A 16,374-nucleotide genomic window follows, 5' to 3' on the forward strand; every position below is an offset into this window, starting at 1 on the left:
GCATGAAAGACAACCATGAGACATACGAGCAAACACCTCTTTGCACCTCTTCTAACAAAGCATTCCACAACTCCACAACAAGATTGTCCATACACTCACATTTGCAATGATGAGGAAACGGACGAACCCTCAATGGCTCTCCAGAAAGTCGTTGAGCATGACTCCCAAATGTGTCCCCGCGAAGTGAGGATGGAGAAGACTTCGTGACGAGACCGGCATCTCACTAAAACACTGATTGACTGCTCACTGCATGACGTTGACGCATCCTGCTCTGTGCAATCACCCGAGCAATACGCTATACTAGGTTGTACCTGTCTAACACAGCACGAACGTGACAAGACAATCGTGCCCCCTCGTTTTTGCAACAGATTCCCCTGCTACAACTTGTCCGCTAGAAAAGAATGCGGTACCCTTAATGAGAGGGAAAGATATGGACCAACCAACCACAACACCCCCAACACCAAATCGCGGTCTCGGTGGATTCCAGGTACTTGGCATTGGGATTATTCTCATCCTGACTACTATACTCATCACAACCTGGTGGTTGGGAAAGAGTATTTACGCCGCACCGTTCACTCCGACACAACTCACAACATCGGAACAGCACATTCTCGAGGCCAAACTCGCTCAGCTCTCTGAAGAACATCAACCCTCAAGCAATTCTCCGACAACAAGACCCCAAGGGTCAGTATCCGACGGACCATTGGACCCAGAACCGTATAACGAGGAGTCGGCAAAACGAGAAATTCAGCTATCTGAAAAAGAGCTCAATGCCCTCATTGCCAAAGACCCAGAAACGGCCAAACATGTGGCCGTGGACTTAACCGATGACCTGGTGAGTCTGAAATTACTCGTGCCAATGGACCACGATGTTCCTGTCCTTGGCGGTAAGACCCTGAAATTACACGTGGGAGTTGTATTGAAGTATGTCGATAATCGACCGGTTGTCGCGATTCGCGGCATGAGCCTTGGCGGAGTCCCACTGCCCCAATCCTGGTGGGGTGACATCAAAAACATAAACCTCGTTGAAAAGTTTGGCGCTGACGGAGGCTTTTGGGATCACTTTGCCAAAGGAGTGGAACATATCAGTATTCAAGAAGGTCAATTTCGCGTAAAATTGAAAGAATAACGACCAGCCTTTTGTTAATACTGGCCTTACAATAACCGATAGAGAACGTAGACCAGCAAATATTTCGTGCATGCGATATAATGAACACAAGATGTTTCGATTTCACCCACCATTGCTCTCACACGGAGAAGCCCGCCCATGACGCTTAGTTTAGAGGACCAAGAAGCTCTTGAACATGCTTTCACGCTACTCGAAAACCCCAGCTTTGCCGCGAAAGTCACCAATCTTATCGGAACGCCTGTCGAAAAGGCTCTCGCAGTCTTACCAGACAATTGGTCAGACAAATTAATGAGCTCGACAAAAGGGGCACTATCAAGGGCCTTGGATGTCGCAGTGGCCACGCTCAATTATCAACATGCAGGAGACGCATCCAATACGGCGCATAAGGTCTTCACCTCGATCAGCGGGGCACTTGGTGGAGCATTCGGTCTGGGAGGATTAGCTATCGAGCTCCCGATCTCGACGACGATTATGCTCAGATCAATCGCCGATATTGCCAGGAGCGAAGGGGAAAATATTCTGGACGTAGAAACCAAACTCTCATGTCTCGAAGTCTTTGCGCTTGGTGGCCCAACCCCAAATGATGATGGCGCAGAAACCGGATACTTTGCGGTTCGAACAGCCCTGGGTGCTGCGGTTTCCGAAGCGGCCAAATACATTACCGAACGGGGCATGGCAGAAACTGGAGCACCGGGGTTAGTCCGGCTCGTCACGCAAATCGCCACACGCTATAGCATCCAGGTCTCTGAAAAAGCCGCAGCACAAGCTATTCCTATCATCGGTGCAGCTGGTGGCGCCACAGTCAATCTCTTGTTCATCAATCATTTCCAAGATCTTGCACGCGGACATTTTACAGTGAGACGATTGGAACGAATCTATGGTCCAGTACCAGTTAAAGCCGCCTATGAAGCACTTGGAAAAACCGGGAAACAGACCGACAGCCAAGCTGAATCATATTCCACTTCCGCCCAGTAAGGATTCGGTTGACTTCACACACACTACCCCAGAACTTTTCCCGCTCTGTCTTGTCTCGATCGAAGATCCCACACTACCTGATCGACTGATGTTTCGATCACCAACACAGAAATACACCAGAAGATCAATCCTGCCGCTTCATTGCACTCACCACAACACACAGAGAATCATGCGCCAAACGCGGCAACCCATGGATCTTGATTCAAGACCCAGAGATAAAAAAACGTTCCCAACCATCCGTGATAGACACCCAACACCCACAAGTTCCGATGCCTGAGATAGCTGGGAATAAAAACGCACGCCAAGAGTCCCGTGGCAAACATTAACCAGCCATGCGGATAATGGACAACAGAGAACAAGCCCGCCCCAAGAAGCACAATCCACAGAAGTCCGGCATGAGGGAAGAGTGTCCTGAGATTAGATACTCCCAACGCTTGTACCAAAAACTGCTGAAGCACCCCCCATATCGGATATACCAGCAACAGAATAACGATGTGAGCACTCCACAGATCGCGCTCATAGCTAACGGCAAACCACAGCATCCCTAGCATCGCAAAGACAAACACGACGGTGGGTTCTAAGAGTGATGCCCTTAGATTATCGACTCGAAATCCCCATTGTCTCCACAGGCTGGGATTATCACGAACCCGCCAGGCAATATACGTCACCCAACTTGTGACCGCCAAAGCAATAAAGAGCCCTTTCGCGCCCAGACCTTGAAACACAACATGCAACAATCCTGTTGCTATCACCGCCCACAGCTCCCTTGCCGCCCGCCCGCTTCTCCTGACAGTTTTTTCCATCAGACCAATCGCAATCGCAAAAACCCACTGCTAACGTGTAATGTTGTGATGATCCTATTCTAAGAATTATCAAGACACTCGGATTGCGTATCCCCAGTGCTCCAGACAACCTCCGTTACCATGGTCAACAGCCCATTGTCATTCATAAAAATATCCAAAATAGATTGTTTGGTCTAATTCGTTTGCCAAATAAATATTATGACGCATAATCCACGGTGCGGGGTTCCAAGGAGTGTCGGGATGATACGGCGTTCCAATATCGCCCCAAGCACCATTTTCCGTGGGTAGTTGGGAAATCTGATCATAATCTGGAAAACTGTTATACACCACTGCGGTGATACCGCCGGCGAGTCCGGGAGGAGCCGTACATTCAGCCACTTCACTGCCGAAGACATTGAGCACCACCAGTCTATTAAGAGCCGTATCACTGGCTACATAGGACCACGGAGCTGCCGTGAGACCTTGAATACTGGACCCCAGTGAGACATTCACACTTCCCAACACGACTCCATTATTGGCGACTGCCTCCAGAACCGTGCCATCCGTTCGAACAAAATATAAACCATTATGCGCTAGCGCCACGCCCCGTCGGGTCGGCACGGTAATCGTATCGACCTGATTACCGGTGTCGGGATCAATACCGATGATCGTATCCTGATTCGTGGTGGATTGCACGGCCCAAATGATGTTTCGAAACCGCCCATAGGTCATACCGCTAATAACATCCTGATCGAGAGGGGTTGCAAAACGTACAGCTTCTTTCGAGACAGACAAATGCAAATAGAGTAAGACGATTTCATCTTCATATGATGTCTGGGTTAAAAACGCTAAATAGGGATCGTTATTCCTGCGGCAAATAGTTAGCGCACTTCCGCTGCCAGTCGTCGTAACCGGATAGGGGTAAGATCCCACTTGATAAAATTGAAGTGGTGTGGGTGGCATGATTGCCTCCTTTCTTCTCAGATAATCTTAAAGATTAAAATATACAATCACGGCACGATGCATGGAACGACTCCCCTGATATTCGTCCCATTCAAATGGACGTTCCGTAATCGCGCCTTAGCCAGACATTTCCACTTATCGTTTTTATCCTTTCGCCCTTCCAGACGAATCCGATAATGATGATCCTCTTTCAAATTGGGAATCACGTAAAAATTGTTTTCAAACTTTCGAACCTTTTGATTTTCATCACAGGCATTGGTAAACGTATCGCCCCAATCCTTCCAACAGATCTTCCATTTGTCGTACTTGTCGGGCTGCACGCTCCACGACACTTTGATATTGCAAGTGTTTTTATCGAAATCACAGGAATGCCCACCGTCATATCCGTCAAGACCGGTGGTGAGCCACACGGACCCTCCAATCCCTTTTTCGTCATGGGGAGGTTCGTATGGCTCGCTGTCATTCTCGTGCTGTAGACTTTCGGGACAATCCGGATCTGCCGAGCAGGCATTCACATTACAAATGCCATCCTTCCCACAGGGTGGCGGCCCATCAAGAGAATCAAGGGCCACGAGCCGCATTGGTAGAGTGTTGTGAGATGCAACTGTTGCGTAAAAAGTCTCCCACTGAGCCATCTCCCGCACCTGCGTAGCCTCTGTGCTCTGCGTCTCACCATACGCACCTAGCGGAGCACAGATTCCGATTAATAATGCAAATACGAAAACGGTTTGAGTTCGATAGTCTAGACATTTCATCTTCGTCGTTCCTTTTCTCGAATTGATCCTGAACGCCTTCTGCGGACTCTAGACGATTAGGCATTTCTCTAGCATTGCATTCGCCGAAGCTGCTCCCTATCGAGCTTGAGCAACCCGCCGGCACTTGAGTTCCATGCCCGTAAGCGATCGTGGAGTTTTCCCCGCATCAAAATGCAGGACCGCCGCTGTGGCAATATAACCGTCATTGCACTGCGCCCATTTCTTCCAGTTCTTATTGCAATTCGCTCGATGATCGGAAGGCTCCGTCGTGACAATTTTCTGTATCCCTCCCGTTGAGACACCAGACGTACTCGCATTGAGGGCCACAAGGTTTCCGTCCTCGGTCATGGCCTTCCCACGAATCCTGATGCCTTTCACGCGTGTATCTTTATTATTCATGCAGACTCGCACACCGGTAACAAACACCCGTTTCCCAAAACCTGAATCGGAATAGATTGCTTTTATTTCTTTGCTCTTTTCCTTACCGCCACACAAATTTTTCTTCGTATCCAACTTTTTACCAGAATCGTTTATGTTCTCCGTAAGAATCGTGACATAGCAGGGATTATCACGACGCTCTTCAGACGTAATCCCATAAATTGCGAAGTCATCTTTCTGGCTGTTCGGGACCCCTACCACAAATTTTTCACCGGCAAACCCAGAAATATTATCTGTCTTCTTCGTCGATCCTTGAAGCGAAACTGACTGCTCGTAGCGTGCAGAATTAGCAGGCAGCACCAACATCCCCAAAATGCTAAGCAAAGACAATCCAGAAATCATATAGTTTCGATATAACATGATATGTTCTCCTTTTATGTATGTCGGACATGTTTCCTTGAAACCTTTCGATACTAACCACACTAAGAAAACTCTCTATTCCGTCATGCAGACATCATCAATGAGAAGTTGGCTACTCCGTCCTATCGAAAACCGTTCGATGCCTCTATCGGGCAATCCTGGATTGACGGGATCAGAGGTCAGCGTCGCCATGCCACGGACCCAGTAAGAATTAGGATCTGAATCCACAACCCCAGCGACCGCAATCCGTACCCGCCCTCCGAATGTTGCTTGACCAAGAGTCTGTCCATCAAGGGTAGACAATTGCCCCCTCCAAATTTGCCGTTCATTATTGACACCAACATTCCATAATTGCTGATCCGTGGCCCCGGTGTTTTCGGCGAACTTCAAGGTCACGGACGATATTGGACTATTTGGGACAACCTGAATGGTCATCCCGCCGTGATTAAACAGTGACGGAGCCTCCCCCTGACCAGGGATGGGCACATTATGATGAAGCATGGCTCCATTCGAGTTCGGTTGCATCGGATTTCCATTTTCATCGAACACCTCTAGAAGGTTAATATTCCCATGTTGTGTAGGAATCGTTTGTCCGACTTGATAATCCGTATCTGCGAGATTGCTGAAATCGTAGCAGTACGTCTCCGCGTGACTCACCGCGCCACTGAGAGCCAACACGACGGCCCCCATCACTCCCAAAGCACGATTCATGGTAGATGATTGTTTTTGAATAATGTTTTCCATGATTAGACCTCCTCTATTTGTTGAATACCTTGACTGCGTGATACGTCGGACAAAAATGTACTCATAAAAAATTGCTTCACCTGCTAATTCTGTCTCTTTTTTATGTACATGTATCCAAAAAATTAAATGATTCATGAAGATGTGAAACCCTCAACGCCATGAATGTTGGGCATGAACACAATCAAAGTCTCCCTCCCGTAAATCGAACAGTTGAATTGCTCGAAGCGTGGGCGTACCGACTGGAACTCTTGCCTACCGTGCGCCAGGAATTGTCTGATCGAAGGGTTTGAAGATTGATTTGAATAGACGCAATCTTCCAGTCACTGTATTTGCTGAGATCGACGTTTTTATACCAATGCGAATTATCAGAGGCACAAAACTTTCCGCCAACTTTTGTCTCAAGGAGATCTCCGTCAAGCGAGAAATATTTAATCTGCAATCGGGCACAAGCACTCGCAGCATTGTTTATGTGAATCGTGCCAGTCACACGAGGTGTAATTTTCCCGCCACTCCATGACCACGTCACATCGCCAGAACCTGTCGGAGCACCAAGGGCAAAGGATTTGCCACCAAAATCAAACCCATCTTCAGTAATTTTGACTTTGTGACGAATTGGTTCAAGTTTCACAGTCTCAGACCCAATGATGGTCCAGTCTTTACTCGCGGTTTTCTTTTCAATAGAAACCTTAATCTCATTCAATTTATTGCTGTCATACGGATCAAGAGAGACCGACCAAGATTGTCGACTATCCCCTTTTGCACAGACTTCCCCACCATATTTCGAGAGCAATAAGACATGCCCCTCCGCATAAAAATCCATACGCATGCGACCGCAGAGTCCTCCAGCATCTTTCAGGTCCAGCTCGCCAGAAAGACGAGGCCGTACCTCTCCGTCGTCGATACTCCAGAGCACATGGCCATCAAAGATAAATTTATTCTCTTTAATCTTTACGTTGACTGCTGAGTCGTCAATCGTCTGAGAATGTGCCTGCTGCTGTGTCCATACAAGACACAACACACACATCGCCATGACCATCACCGAGAGCCAGACAAACTGAGTCATCGAGTGAACGAAAGACTGATCCGCAACACGATTACTGATACTCATGATTCCCCTCCTTTTGGTTATATAAATTTTTATGTTGATCAGATAGGTGCAGATTTTCATATCCATACATTGCTTTCCCTCAAGATGAATCCTTAGCTGGCCTTGGTTTGCACCATGACAATCGCACATAAGATAAACGCGACTGACGTCAATTTGACCGGGATGGAAGTTGTTTGAAGCAACAAGGTGTCGTGAAATTCCTGGCTCATCGCCTTCCATCGTTCTGAAATCAAGAGCAATCCGCTGCTAAACACCATCACAAATAGCGGAAGACTACATTCCACTACCGCCACAAAGGATACCGATGGTCCAATATCCGTCGCGCGCTGCGAGGCCAACACCGCTGCCAGTTGAAGGAGTTCTGCCAAGAGAAAAATCCTCCAGAAACGCCGATACAATCCGACAATGCGCTGGAGCCGTCCCCGTTGGAGGCTACAGATAAACAGCGCAGTCACGAACGTGCCTATCGCAAACAACACGATCCCATTCCAATACGCTATGTGCTCGAACACCCAGGCCTGCAAAACCATTGTCAGCGAGATACTTATGACTGCGAGGGTTAACCAAGCGATTGCCAGTCGGTGGAGACCGGAGAGGTGATACCGAATCAGCACAAGAATACCGAGTAACGCAAGGACAATGGCCACGTAATAGATCGGGGCCAAGCGTTCGCCTAGCATGGCAAACGCCATGACAGGAACAACGAACACCGTCAAGGTATTGAAAATTTCTGAACAGGATGCATCGTTGATCGTAAAGAGCGCTCTAAAGATGAAGTACAGGTGAAGGAAGTAACACACGCCAGCCAAGAGTGCAGGCCAAGCCAACGAAACAGTCACCGCTTCCCAGCTACCAAGTTCCACAAACAGCAGAGCGAGCGGAAGGACACAGAAAAGACCAGAGATGATTGGGCCATCTGACGGATAACGAAATACACGCTCACTAATACAGCACACATCAATCAAACAGGAAGCCGCCCAGAACGCAGGTGTGAGCCACGCCATCAACAGCCAATTATTCCAAAGTATAAAATTCATCGAGTGGTTCCCTTAGATCTTTAAAAAATTATGAATGCTTCTGAAAAACCGTAAATGCCTTACTATTCCTCATGTAGACCACAAAAATTTTGATTGAGAGGTTGCGTCACATAAAAGAAAAGCAACATGAGTGCCGCACGGTCTTCCATGTCACCCATACGCAGAAAACTATTCGAACCTGTGAATTCTTATGAATATTTCTTCTGAAGGAATTGAAACGAAGGAAAGACTTCAAACACCGACTGACCTATTTCATCACACCTCAAACAACGAACGTGTGACTCTATTTAGGACAGGAGGAATTAGAATCGATGGTTAGGAAGGAACGGCAATACCTACAAATACTCAAACAAAAGATGCCGTACGTCACAACAGCAAGAACAGAAGTCACGAGCACGAGACAACAAGGTTTGATCTCTTCGGATTATTGAGTTACAACACATCGCGTAATCCAACCATTGTGAGCAATGTGAGCAATGGGATCCAAATTGCTGATCAATCTCTATACTGATTCACCTTTACCCACAGTTCATTGACACGAGTGAGAAGAATCCCCCGCATGAAGTACATACCATGAAATCACATCGTTTCGGTCATCGATGTTTGCTTAGACAGGCTGCCACTCACTGGCCTCATAGGGTCCACAATTATGTGGACCGCTCTGTCCACGCCATGCATACTGGAGGCTAGCCAATGACCTACCCAGATCTCTTGCAACTCGCCAATGGCTATGCCGACTCCAAAGTCTTGTTGGTTGCGAATGAACTGGGCGTCTTCACCGCCCTTGGCAAGACCAAACGGACTTCCGACGAAATGGCGAAAGCCTGCCGGTCCGACAGAGAAGGCATGCGCTTACTGTTGAATGCATTAACGGGATTGGAGTTAGTCCATCAGCGGGCAGGAAAATATTGGAACACACTCCTTGCTCGGAAGTATCTTGACAAGAATAGTCCGACCGCTATTACGAATCTCTTGTGGTTACTGAACCATCATTGGGCCAATTGGACGGATATGGTTCGGGTCATAAAAAAGGGAAGACAGGGCTGGGCACCAATCACCAAGAGTCCAGATTTCCGCAGGCGATTGGCGTTGGCTATGGAGGAGCGAAGCCTGATCTTAGCACGTCCCACGATTCGAACCTGTCGAATGCCGCGCAGGGCGACGACGTTTTTTGACCTAGCCGGCGGTTCCGGAGCGTATGCCATTGCGCTCGCGCAACGTTATCCGACATTATCCGGCGTGGTTATTGATCAGTCCGTCTCTGTTGCAAAGCGTCTGATCACACAGCGAGGATTGGGGAATCGTCTGTCCGTTCGTCGTGGCGATGTCTTTACCGCACGACTCCCTCAAGACAGTGATGCGGCATTGGTCGCAAACATCTTCCATGATTTTAATGCTCAGGAAAATCGAACCCTTCTTCGTCGAATACAACAAGCACTCAGGCCTGGAGGGAAAGTCTTCATCGTGGAATTTTTCCTCGATGAAACAGACACCAAACCAGTCGATGCGGCAGTCTTCTCCCTGCTCATGTACGCCTTTACGGATACGGGTCGGAGTTATGGATGGACGGAAGTCGAAGAGTGGCTGAAAGCTGAAGGCTTCGGTCGATTACGGCGGCATCCCATTTCTGGAAGCATCGGGACATTGGAAGCGACACGGCTGTGAAAAGAGTCGCTCAATCAGACGCGGATGCCGGAACGGAATCAAGACGTTGATGATAGTCCTGGAGGTGTCGCCTAACGGGAATGAGCAGTCGTGGAGGCATCTGCGTACACACGTCTCGAGTTAACGAAATCGGTCGTTGATATTTCCGAATGCCTAAAGCGGCCTCGGCAATTCCCCAATAGAGGTTCTCAATCCATTTTGTCTTTTTAATGGAATCCAGATACCCATACAGCACCTTTCGCTCCCGGATCGCCCCTCGAAACGCCTCTTTAATTTCCACCAACAGGGCTTCCTCTTCACGTGTGCGGTGGTAGACACCTTCCGTGATATGACTCAACGAAATGAAATCTTGTAGATCGAATCGTGCATCAATATCCTGAGTCCGCTCGCGATATAAATCCCAATCGGTGGTAAAGTGCAATCGTTCCAGCAAGCCAAGAAAGTCGTACAAGGTAATTTCTTCGACAGTCTCAAAGACATACGATAGGCGGATTTTCACAAACGACCGCCGTTCATAAGTATGATGCGGAAAATGATATGTACAGGAAATTTCTGAAAATCGACCTGACTCATTTTGCTCATGAAATTGATAGTCAAACTCGTTAGGAATGGTCACGCCCGCAGATTCGAGTGCAACTAAATACCGAGGCAGAAAACTCTCGAAGAACAACTCCCACTGCTCTTCCATTGGGATATTCGAAAGGCTGCCCACGGCCAAAGTCAATCGAGCAAAGGGCATGCGGGTATACCCATCCGCTTGGACCGCAAAATTAAACCCACCCCACGGGCCCACGTCCAACAAGGTCTCGTAGCCTTGCTTCGCCAACTCATGTTCCGTTTCGAGAGCAAGTTGTCGCCACACACGAATGAGTGTCCCGATGTGTACATGACGCTCACGAAACAGTGGAACGGATGACCGTTCGTGACTCGCGGATACTGACGTGAGCCGTGCCTGAAGTTTCAACGCTTCCCACTCAATTGCCTGCGCTAATGTTCCATGCCGATACGGAATACGAGTGAGGCGTTCACATTCCCCGCAAAGCTGTTGCCAATAGTCCGTCCCTTCAGGTGCGGACTGCACCTTTGAACAGAATGTCTCTGTTAGGCCGTGCATCGACTCGGGAGCATGGTCCCGCAATAAGCGATCCACAGCCTTTCGAAAATTCCTAAGCGCCCGTTGCGTTCGGGCCTCCATCATGTTCAGCATGTTCTTCCCTTACAAAACAAATCGCTTAGAGCCTAAGTCTAAAAACATAGCGCTAAAACGAATAGAGTTGCAAGCGGAGGGAAAGCTGACGTGCTGATAGCACGCAACAAAATGCCGGCAAAGCCTGAATAACTACTTGGACGGCCCAACACATCCGTGGTTGATTATCACTGTAGTACAATCATCATCCATGAAGAATTGAATGAAACCACACACGCCAGGGCATTGCTATGGGGGCCAAACCATAGATGGGAGAAAATCCGAACGGTTCGACTGACTGATCCATCTGTCGAACCGTGGACATGAGTAGAAAGCGATCTCTTAACGAACACGCTCTCACCGTGAATTTACAGGAACCTTCCCATCATACGTCTCATTCACAGTTCAGTGCCGCAGGATTGTTGCCTGTACCTCTGTTGCAGTCGTCACGGCCATTGCCACCATCCAACAAATCAGGGCCAGCACCTCCCCGAAGAATATCGTTTCCATCTCCACCATTAATATTGTCCGTGCCGGCATTCCCCCTAAGATTATCGTTTCCAGGCCCGCCCCTGATCGCATCGTCACCACGGTCACCAAAGATACTGTCAGCACCTTCGCCACCGCAAATGATGTCATTTCCATTTCTGCCCTCGATGATATCGTTTCCCCCAAGACCATGAATCACATCATTTCCTGGAGTTCCGATGAGCACATTGTCGAAGTCATTGCCAACAATCGTCGCTGTCTGCCCCTGACACATGGTCTGAGCATTGACGTTCTGAAAACCTGTTAAGGCCAATACCGCGATTAGCACAATACCTGTCATATTTCGTCTGGTCATAATACATTCCCCCTGAACACCACCTAAATCACCTCAGTCATAAAGATTCCCCATCGTCTGCAACGGGTACTCAGAGGACACGCTAGTCATACTTCTCAACCTCTTCTCTTTGTTCAGTATCCGTATAACACTCTGGGGAATTAAAAACTTTCGTAACGATTTATGCTTTTTCAGAAGTTTGCTTGTTGTTATTTGCTCACACATTTATCCTTCTTGCATTTACCACTGTTACAGTCCGAGTTTTTAGCACAAGCTCCACCATTGCCCACGGAAGTTGATTGACAGAAGTTTTTGCCAAATCCCATTCCTGGCTTTGCACAACGAAAATCGTTTGACCCAAAACTCGTTGTACAGTCACTGTCATGTTTGCAAACGCAGCTTTTCTTTTCACATTTGCCGACTCCACAGTCAGAATTTTTCTTGCAAAAATCTCCAATGAGACCACCTGTGGGCACACAATAATTTTTTCCAATCTTCTTCTTACAACGAGAGTCACGGCCGCAATCATTATCGTCATTACAGACACACACACCTTTTCCGCATTGACTCGATTCACATTGTGTGTGCTCCGAACACAGTTGACCTAAAGCCAGTTTCGTTGCACGTCCAGCCTCAACCACGTCGCCACCAGTTTTGGGTGTCCCCGTTACTGTGCCTGGACGAACAATAGTCTTCGTCGGCTTGGCATTTTTATTACAAATTTTCTCTACCACATCATCAAATCGATAGACCAAGTCCACACCACTCACATAAGAATAGGCATTTCTATCATTATGTTTCTTTTCGATTGGGACATTGGCCGCATGCGCCTTTTCGTGCATAAGAATTCCCACCAGTTCACAGCGAGTTTGATTCGCATCTCGGATTTGATCCCAGCACAGATTAAACTTATTACCGACTTTATGGTATCCAAGAGTATCTCCACTGCATTTTTTCTTTTTAGAACATTTCAGTGTGGTCGAGGGCCATTTTTTCTTAATCTTGTCTGCATACTTACTCGGGATAAATGTGGCCTCAGCCAGCATTTCATCAATATTATTGTTAATGAAGTCCACCGCCCAATTGATGTCTTCCATAGAAGACGAGTCGCAATTTTTCACTGTAAAGTTTTTCGCATGTACCGAAGTCGCGAAGAACACAAATAACAGGACAAACAGTATTTCCTTCATGACGTGTCTCCTCAATGAATGAATGTTGCAACCTGTCTACCTAACATGTTGGATACTAATAATCGTTGGAAGTGGCCAGACGTTTGTCTGCAAATTGTTCCGTATTTATTAATTGAATGATGTCTTCAAAATCTTTTTGAGGTTGACTACCCATTAATGACACGCCATTGATCAAAAACGCTGGCGTTCCATCAAATCCAAATCGTTCTGCTTCCTCCCGATCTTGTTGAAGGCGCTGTTCAACAATGTCTCCCTTGAGGTCTGTTTCCAACTTCTTACGATCGACTTTCAATGTGGCCACAATCGCTTTCAAGACTGACTCACCATTTTCGAGCAAATCCTGCTGTTCAAAAACTCGATCGTGAAAACGCCACGCCTCTTCCATGTCTTGCATGGCTATCGCCTCAAAGTATCGAGCTGCCGGCTCTGCCATCTCATGAAAATTCAGCGGATTGTGCTTATACACAAACCGGATTCGGTCTTTGTGTTGCTCTAAGACCTGCTTCACTGTGGAAAAGGCCGTTCGGCAGAACGGACATTCGAAATCGCTATATTCTACAATGGTGATAGGAGCTTCAGGATTTCCACGGATTGGGCGTTTCGCATCAATGACCGACACCTTGGGCTGTCTCAACTCATTCAGTCGCCTTGTCTTTTCAGCCTCGACTTGGCTGAGGTATGACGCTTGCTCGACAAGAGCTGCCAATTCGATAGGCTGTGACCTCAGTACATCAAGAATCACTTCTGGCTGCTCTTTGAGTAAGGCTCTCAGTGCCAAAACCAAGTCGGTTTGCAAAAACTGACTCGGAGAATCGGGTAACACGGTATTATCTACCGTTAGACTTTCTCCACTAGACTCATTCTCCTGTAAGCGCACACGTTGATCATGCCCGACCAAGTTCACGGAGTCCTTCTCTCCATCATTGGCTCCAATGTCTGAAAGAGCAATTCCCCCCATACAAAACAGCATAAGGGCACACATACATAGATATTTCATGGTCAAATTCCTTTGTAATATTCACGAGGCCTTGTATTCACTTTTTACTCCAGATACACACTGAAGTACGGCTCATCCTCCACGGAAAAACAACAAGGCAACTTGCCAGTGTAAATACTTAGATCCAACGTCAGGCTATCACCGAAAAACTCACCTGCGTTCAATCTTTTGTTTTCGCATAACGCTTGAGTTCGCTACGCATCCTCTTCTACATCGTTCTCCCTTAACATATCCGGCTCTGATTCTTGTCTGTCTTCTTCCATCTCTGAAGATGACACTCTTTTCGTTCTTGCCAACGCACAATAGGTTCCGAATCCGAGACTGAATGGGCCTGCTTCCATCACACACCTCCTCTAAAAAAGCGTTTGTGTTTACTGTTGAATCCTTAATTCAGCAACAATAGTACCCAGTCTCTTAGAACGAATCCCGCAGAGATAAATCTATATAAGCATATGATTTTAATCATATTTTTTAAAAATTCATAAAGATACACATATCTCAAAACCTGACACTGACCTATTTCGTCACAGTGCATTCAAGCAGAGAGTGACTCAAATTGAGTCAGCGGCTATGTATGCAAATGTTCTAATTCAGTGAGACTCAGACATGAGTCTAGTTAAGCCGTGCGCGGCTAGGGATGAAGAAACACAACTCTAGTTCCATCGCTATATGAGAGATCCAAAAATTGATTGAGCGCAATAGTCGGACAGGAGCCTGATGAGGGGGTCGGTTACGATGGATTGGTTGATGAGATTCCGAGTCGTTTCATGAGCCGAACAAGGTAAGATCGATGGATCTGTAATATTTCCGCGGCTTTCGTTTGGTTCCAGCCGGTCTGAGTGAGTGCCTGGATAATTAAAAACTGGCTATGACGATCAAGTGATGCTTTTAATGGCGGAATGTAATCCTTCTGATCTGCATGAAGTTCTTTCTCTGGTTGTTTGCCATTTTCCAACCGCAAATCCTCTACGGAAATGGTTTCATTGGCTGTCAAGATCACGGCACGAGCCAACACGCTTTCCAGTTCGCGAATATTTCCTGGCCAATGATAGTGCATCATGGCTTCGAGCGCAGAAGACGTCAATGTTTTCCCTGGATGCCGTATCTCCTGACAATGACGCATGACAAAATACTTCGCCAGGGCATGAAGGTCGGCCATTCGTTCCCGGAGTGGCGGCAGCATGATGGGCAGAATATTCAACCGAAAGAAGAGATCCTCACGAAAAGATCCATCGGCAATACCCTCGTGTAAATCTTTGTTGGTCGCCGCGATGAATCGAACCTGTACGCGAATTGACTTCGTGCCGCCCACCCGATGAAACTCTCGATCTTGTAGCAATCGTAACAATCGTCCCTGGAGCTGATAGGGCATATCCCCGATTTCATCTAAAAAGACTGTCCCACCATCGGCAGCTTCGATTTTCCCTTCTTTCATGTCTGTTGCCCCGGTAAACGCACCTTTTTCATGACCGAATAACTCATTTTCCAATAATGTCTCAGGAAATGCCGAGCAGTTTACTGCCATAAATGGCCCATCACATTGTGCACTCCAACGATGAATCGATCGTGCAAGGATATCCTTCCCCGTTCCTGTTTCCCCTAACAACAACACGGTCTCCTGCGAGGACGCAATTTGTCGTGCCATCGCGAGCGCGTCTTTCATTTTTGGGCTCTCTCCAACAATGTTCGCATATCGATGATTGACTTCTTGGCGAAGATGTTTGACTTCTTTGTGTAATGCCGTTCGTTCAACGACACGTTGCATCACTATCTCCAAGTGGTCGAAGTCAAACGGTTTCGTGAGGAAATCATAGGCTCCGCATTTCATTGCTTCCACCGCATCATCCACCGAACCATAGGCCGTCATCACAACGACAAACGGCCTGACCAGTTGATACCCTGACGATGAAGGCGACGTTGTAGGCCTTGCCTGATTCACCCGACCGCTCAACCGCTGAAGCACCTCAATCCCAGAATACTGAGGCAGTTCAAGATCGAGTAACACGACATCAGGAGATTCTTGTTGAATCAATTCAAGCGCCTGCGCCCCATCTTGAGCAGAAATACAGTCATACCCCAACATGTCCAACCGTTGCTGGAGCAAGACGTTCGTATCAACGTCGTCGTCAACAACAAGGACTTTCGCTTTCATAGGACTCTCCTTATCACACACATGGGGCTTGAGTAGAGATTTTGCTCCTCTACGAACAACGGTAGCAAGT

The 16,374-nt window shown here is 47.5% G+C and carries 15 protein-coding genes; 3 read left to right on the forward strand and 12 right to left on the reverse strand.

What is annotated here, in order from left to right; genetic code table 11:
- The first annotated feature begins 430 nt into the window (after positions 1–430).
- On the forward strand, positions 431–1,129 hold the full coding sequence (locus ACWHX8_RS15570; protein ID WP_447969053.1) for an arginine N-succinyltransferase: 699 nt from the start codon (positions 431–433) through the stop codon (positions 1,127–1,129).
- A gap of 138 nt (positions 1,130–1,267) precedes the next feature.
- Complete coding sequence (locus ACWHX8_RS15575) at positions 1,268–2,104, forward strand: EcsC family protein (RefSeq protein ID WP_447969054.1); 837 nt, start codon at positions 1,268–1,270, stop codon at positions 2,102–2,104.
- Between the two features lie 167 nt (positions 2,105–2,271).
- Here the strand turns inward: ACWHX8_RS15575 and ACWHX8_RS15580 are convergent, their stop codons facing one another.
- The 7 genes from ACWHX8_RS15580 to ACWHX8_RS15610 all read right to left on the reverse strand — a co-directional run bounded on the left by ACWHX8_RS15580 (position 2,272) and on the right by ACWHX8_RS15610 (position 8,291).
- Positions 2,272–2,907 (reverse strand): hypothetical protein, encoded by a 636-nt coding sequence (locus ACWHX8_RS15580; protein WP_447969055.1) that lies wholly within the window; start codon positions 2,905–2,907, stop codon positions 2,272–2,274.
- 138 nt (positions 2,908–3,045) lie between these two features.
- Entirely contained in the window at positions 3,046–3,849 is an 804-nt protein-coding gene (locus ACWHX8_RS15585; RefSeq protein WP_447969056.1) for a hypothetical protein, read from the reverse strand.
- Between the two features lie 47 nt (positions 3,850–3,896).
- Positions 3,897–4,604 carry a hypothetical protein gene (locus ACWHX8_RS15590; RefSeq protein ID WP_447969057.1) on the reverse strand — a complete coding sequence of 236 codons (708 nt, stop codon included), beginning with the start codon at positions 4,602–4,604 and terminating at the stop codon, positions 3,897–3,899.
- A gap of 96 nt (positions 4,605–4,700) precedes the next feature.
- Positions 4,701–5,402 carry a hypothetical protein gene (locus ACWHX8_RS15595; RefSeq protein WP_447969058.1) on the reverse strand — a complete coding sequence of 234 codons (702 nt, stop codon included), beginning with the start codon at positions 5,400–5,402 and terminating at the stop codon, positions 4,701–4,703.
- 75 nt (positions 5,403–5,477) lie between these two features.
- Positions 5,478–6,146: a hypothetical protein gene (locus ACWHX8_RS15600; protein WP_447969059.1), complete on the reverse strand. Its 669-nt coding sequence runs from the start codon at positions 6,144–6,146 to the stop codon at positions 5,478–5,480.
- 181 nt (positions 6,147–6,327) lie between these two features.
- Positions 6,328–7,254, reverse strand: coding sequence for a hypothetical protein (locus ACWHX8_RS15605; RefSeq protein ID WP_447969060.1), 927 nt, complete (start codon positions 7,252–7,254; stop codon positions 6,328–6,330).
- A 92-nt stretch (positions 7,255–7,346) separates the two neighbouring features.
- Positions 7,347–8,291: a hypothetical protein gene (locus ACWHX8_RS15610; protein WP_447969061.1), complete on the reverse strand. Its 945-nt coding sequence runs from the start codon at positions 8,289–8,291 to the stop codon at positions 7,347–7,349.
- Between the two features lie 693 nt (positions 8,292–8,984).
- On the opposite strand from ACWHX8_RS15610, the gene ACWHX8_RS15615 reads away from it, so the two are divergent.
- Entirely contained in the window at positions 8,985–9,956 is a 972-nt protein-coding gene (locus ACWHX8_RS15615) for a methyltransferase (protein WP_447969062.1), read from the forward strand.
- A gap of 10 nt (positions 9,957–9,966) precedes the next feature.
- Here the strand turns inward: ACWHX8_RS15615 and ACWHX8_RS15620 are convergent, their stop codons facing one another.
- From ACWHX8_RS15620 to ACWHX8_RS15640, 5 genes are all read right to left on the reverse strand, one after another.
- Entirely contained in the window at positions 9,967–11,163 is a 1,197-nt protein-coding gene (locus tag ACWHX8_RS15620) for a hypothetical protein (RefSeq protein WP_447969063.1), read from the reverse strand.
- Between the two features lie 373 nt (positions 11,164–11,536).
- Complete coding sequence (locus ACWHX8_RS15625) at positions 11,537–11,986, reverse strand: calcium-binding protein (RefSeq protein ID WP_447969064.1); 450 nt, start codon at positions 11,984–11,986, stop codon at positions 11,537–11,539.
- 188 nt (positions 11,987–12,174) lie between these two features.
- Positions 12,175–13,155, reverse strand: a complete 981-nt coding sequence (locus tag ACWHX8_RS15630) for a hypothetical protein (protein ID WP_447969065.1) — start codon at positions 13,153–13,155, stop codon at positions 12,175–12,177.
- A gap of 55 nt (positions 13,156–13,210) precedes the next feature.
- A complete protein-coding gene (locus ACWHX8_RS15635; RefSeq protein WP_447969066.1) occupies positions 13,211–14,152 on the reverse strand; it encodes a DsbA family protein in 942 nt (313 codons plus the stop codon).
- A 730-nt stretch (positions 14,153–14,882) separates the two neighbouring features.
- Entirely contained in the window at positions 14,883–16,304 is a 1,422-nt protein-coding gene (locus tag ACWHX8_RS15640) for a sigma-54-dependent transcriptional regulator (RefSeq protein WP_447969067.1), read from the reverse strand.
- Between the last annotated feature and the right edge of the window lie 70 nt (positions 16,305–16,374).

The sequence above is a fragment of the Nitrospira sp. M1 genome (genome assembly GCF_965152605.1).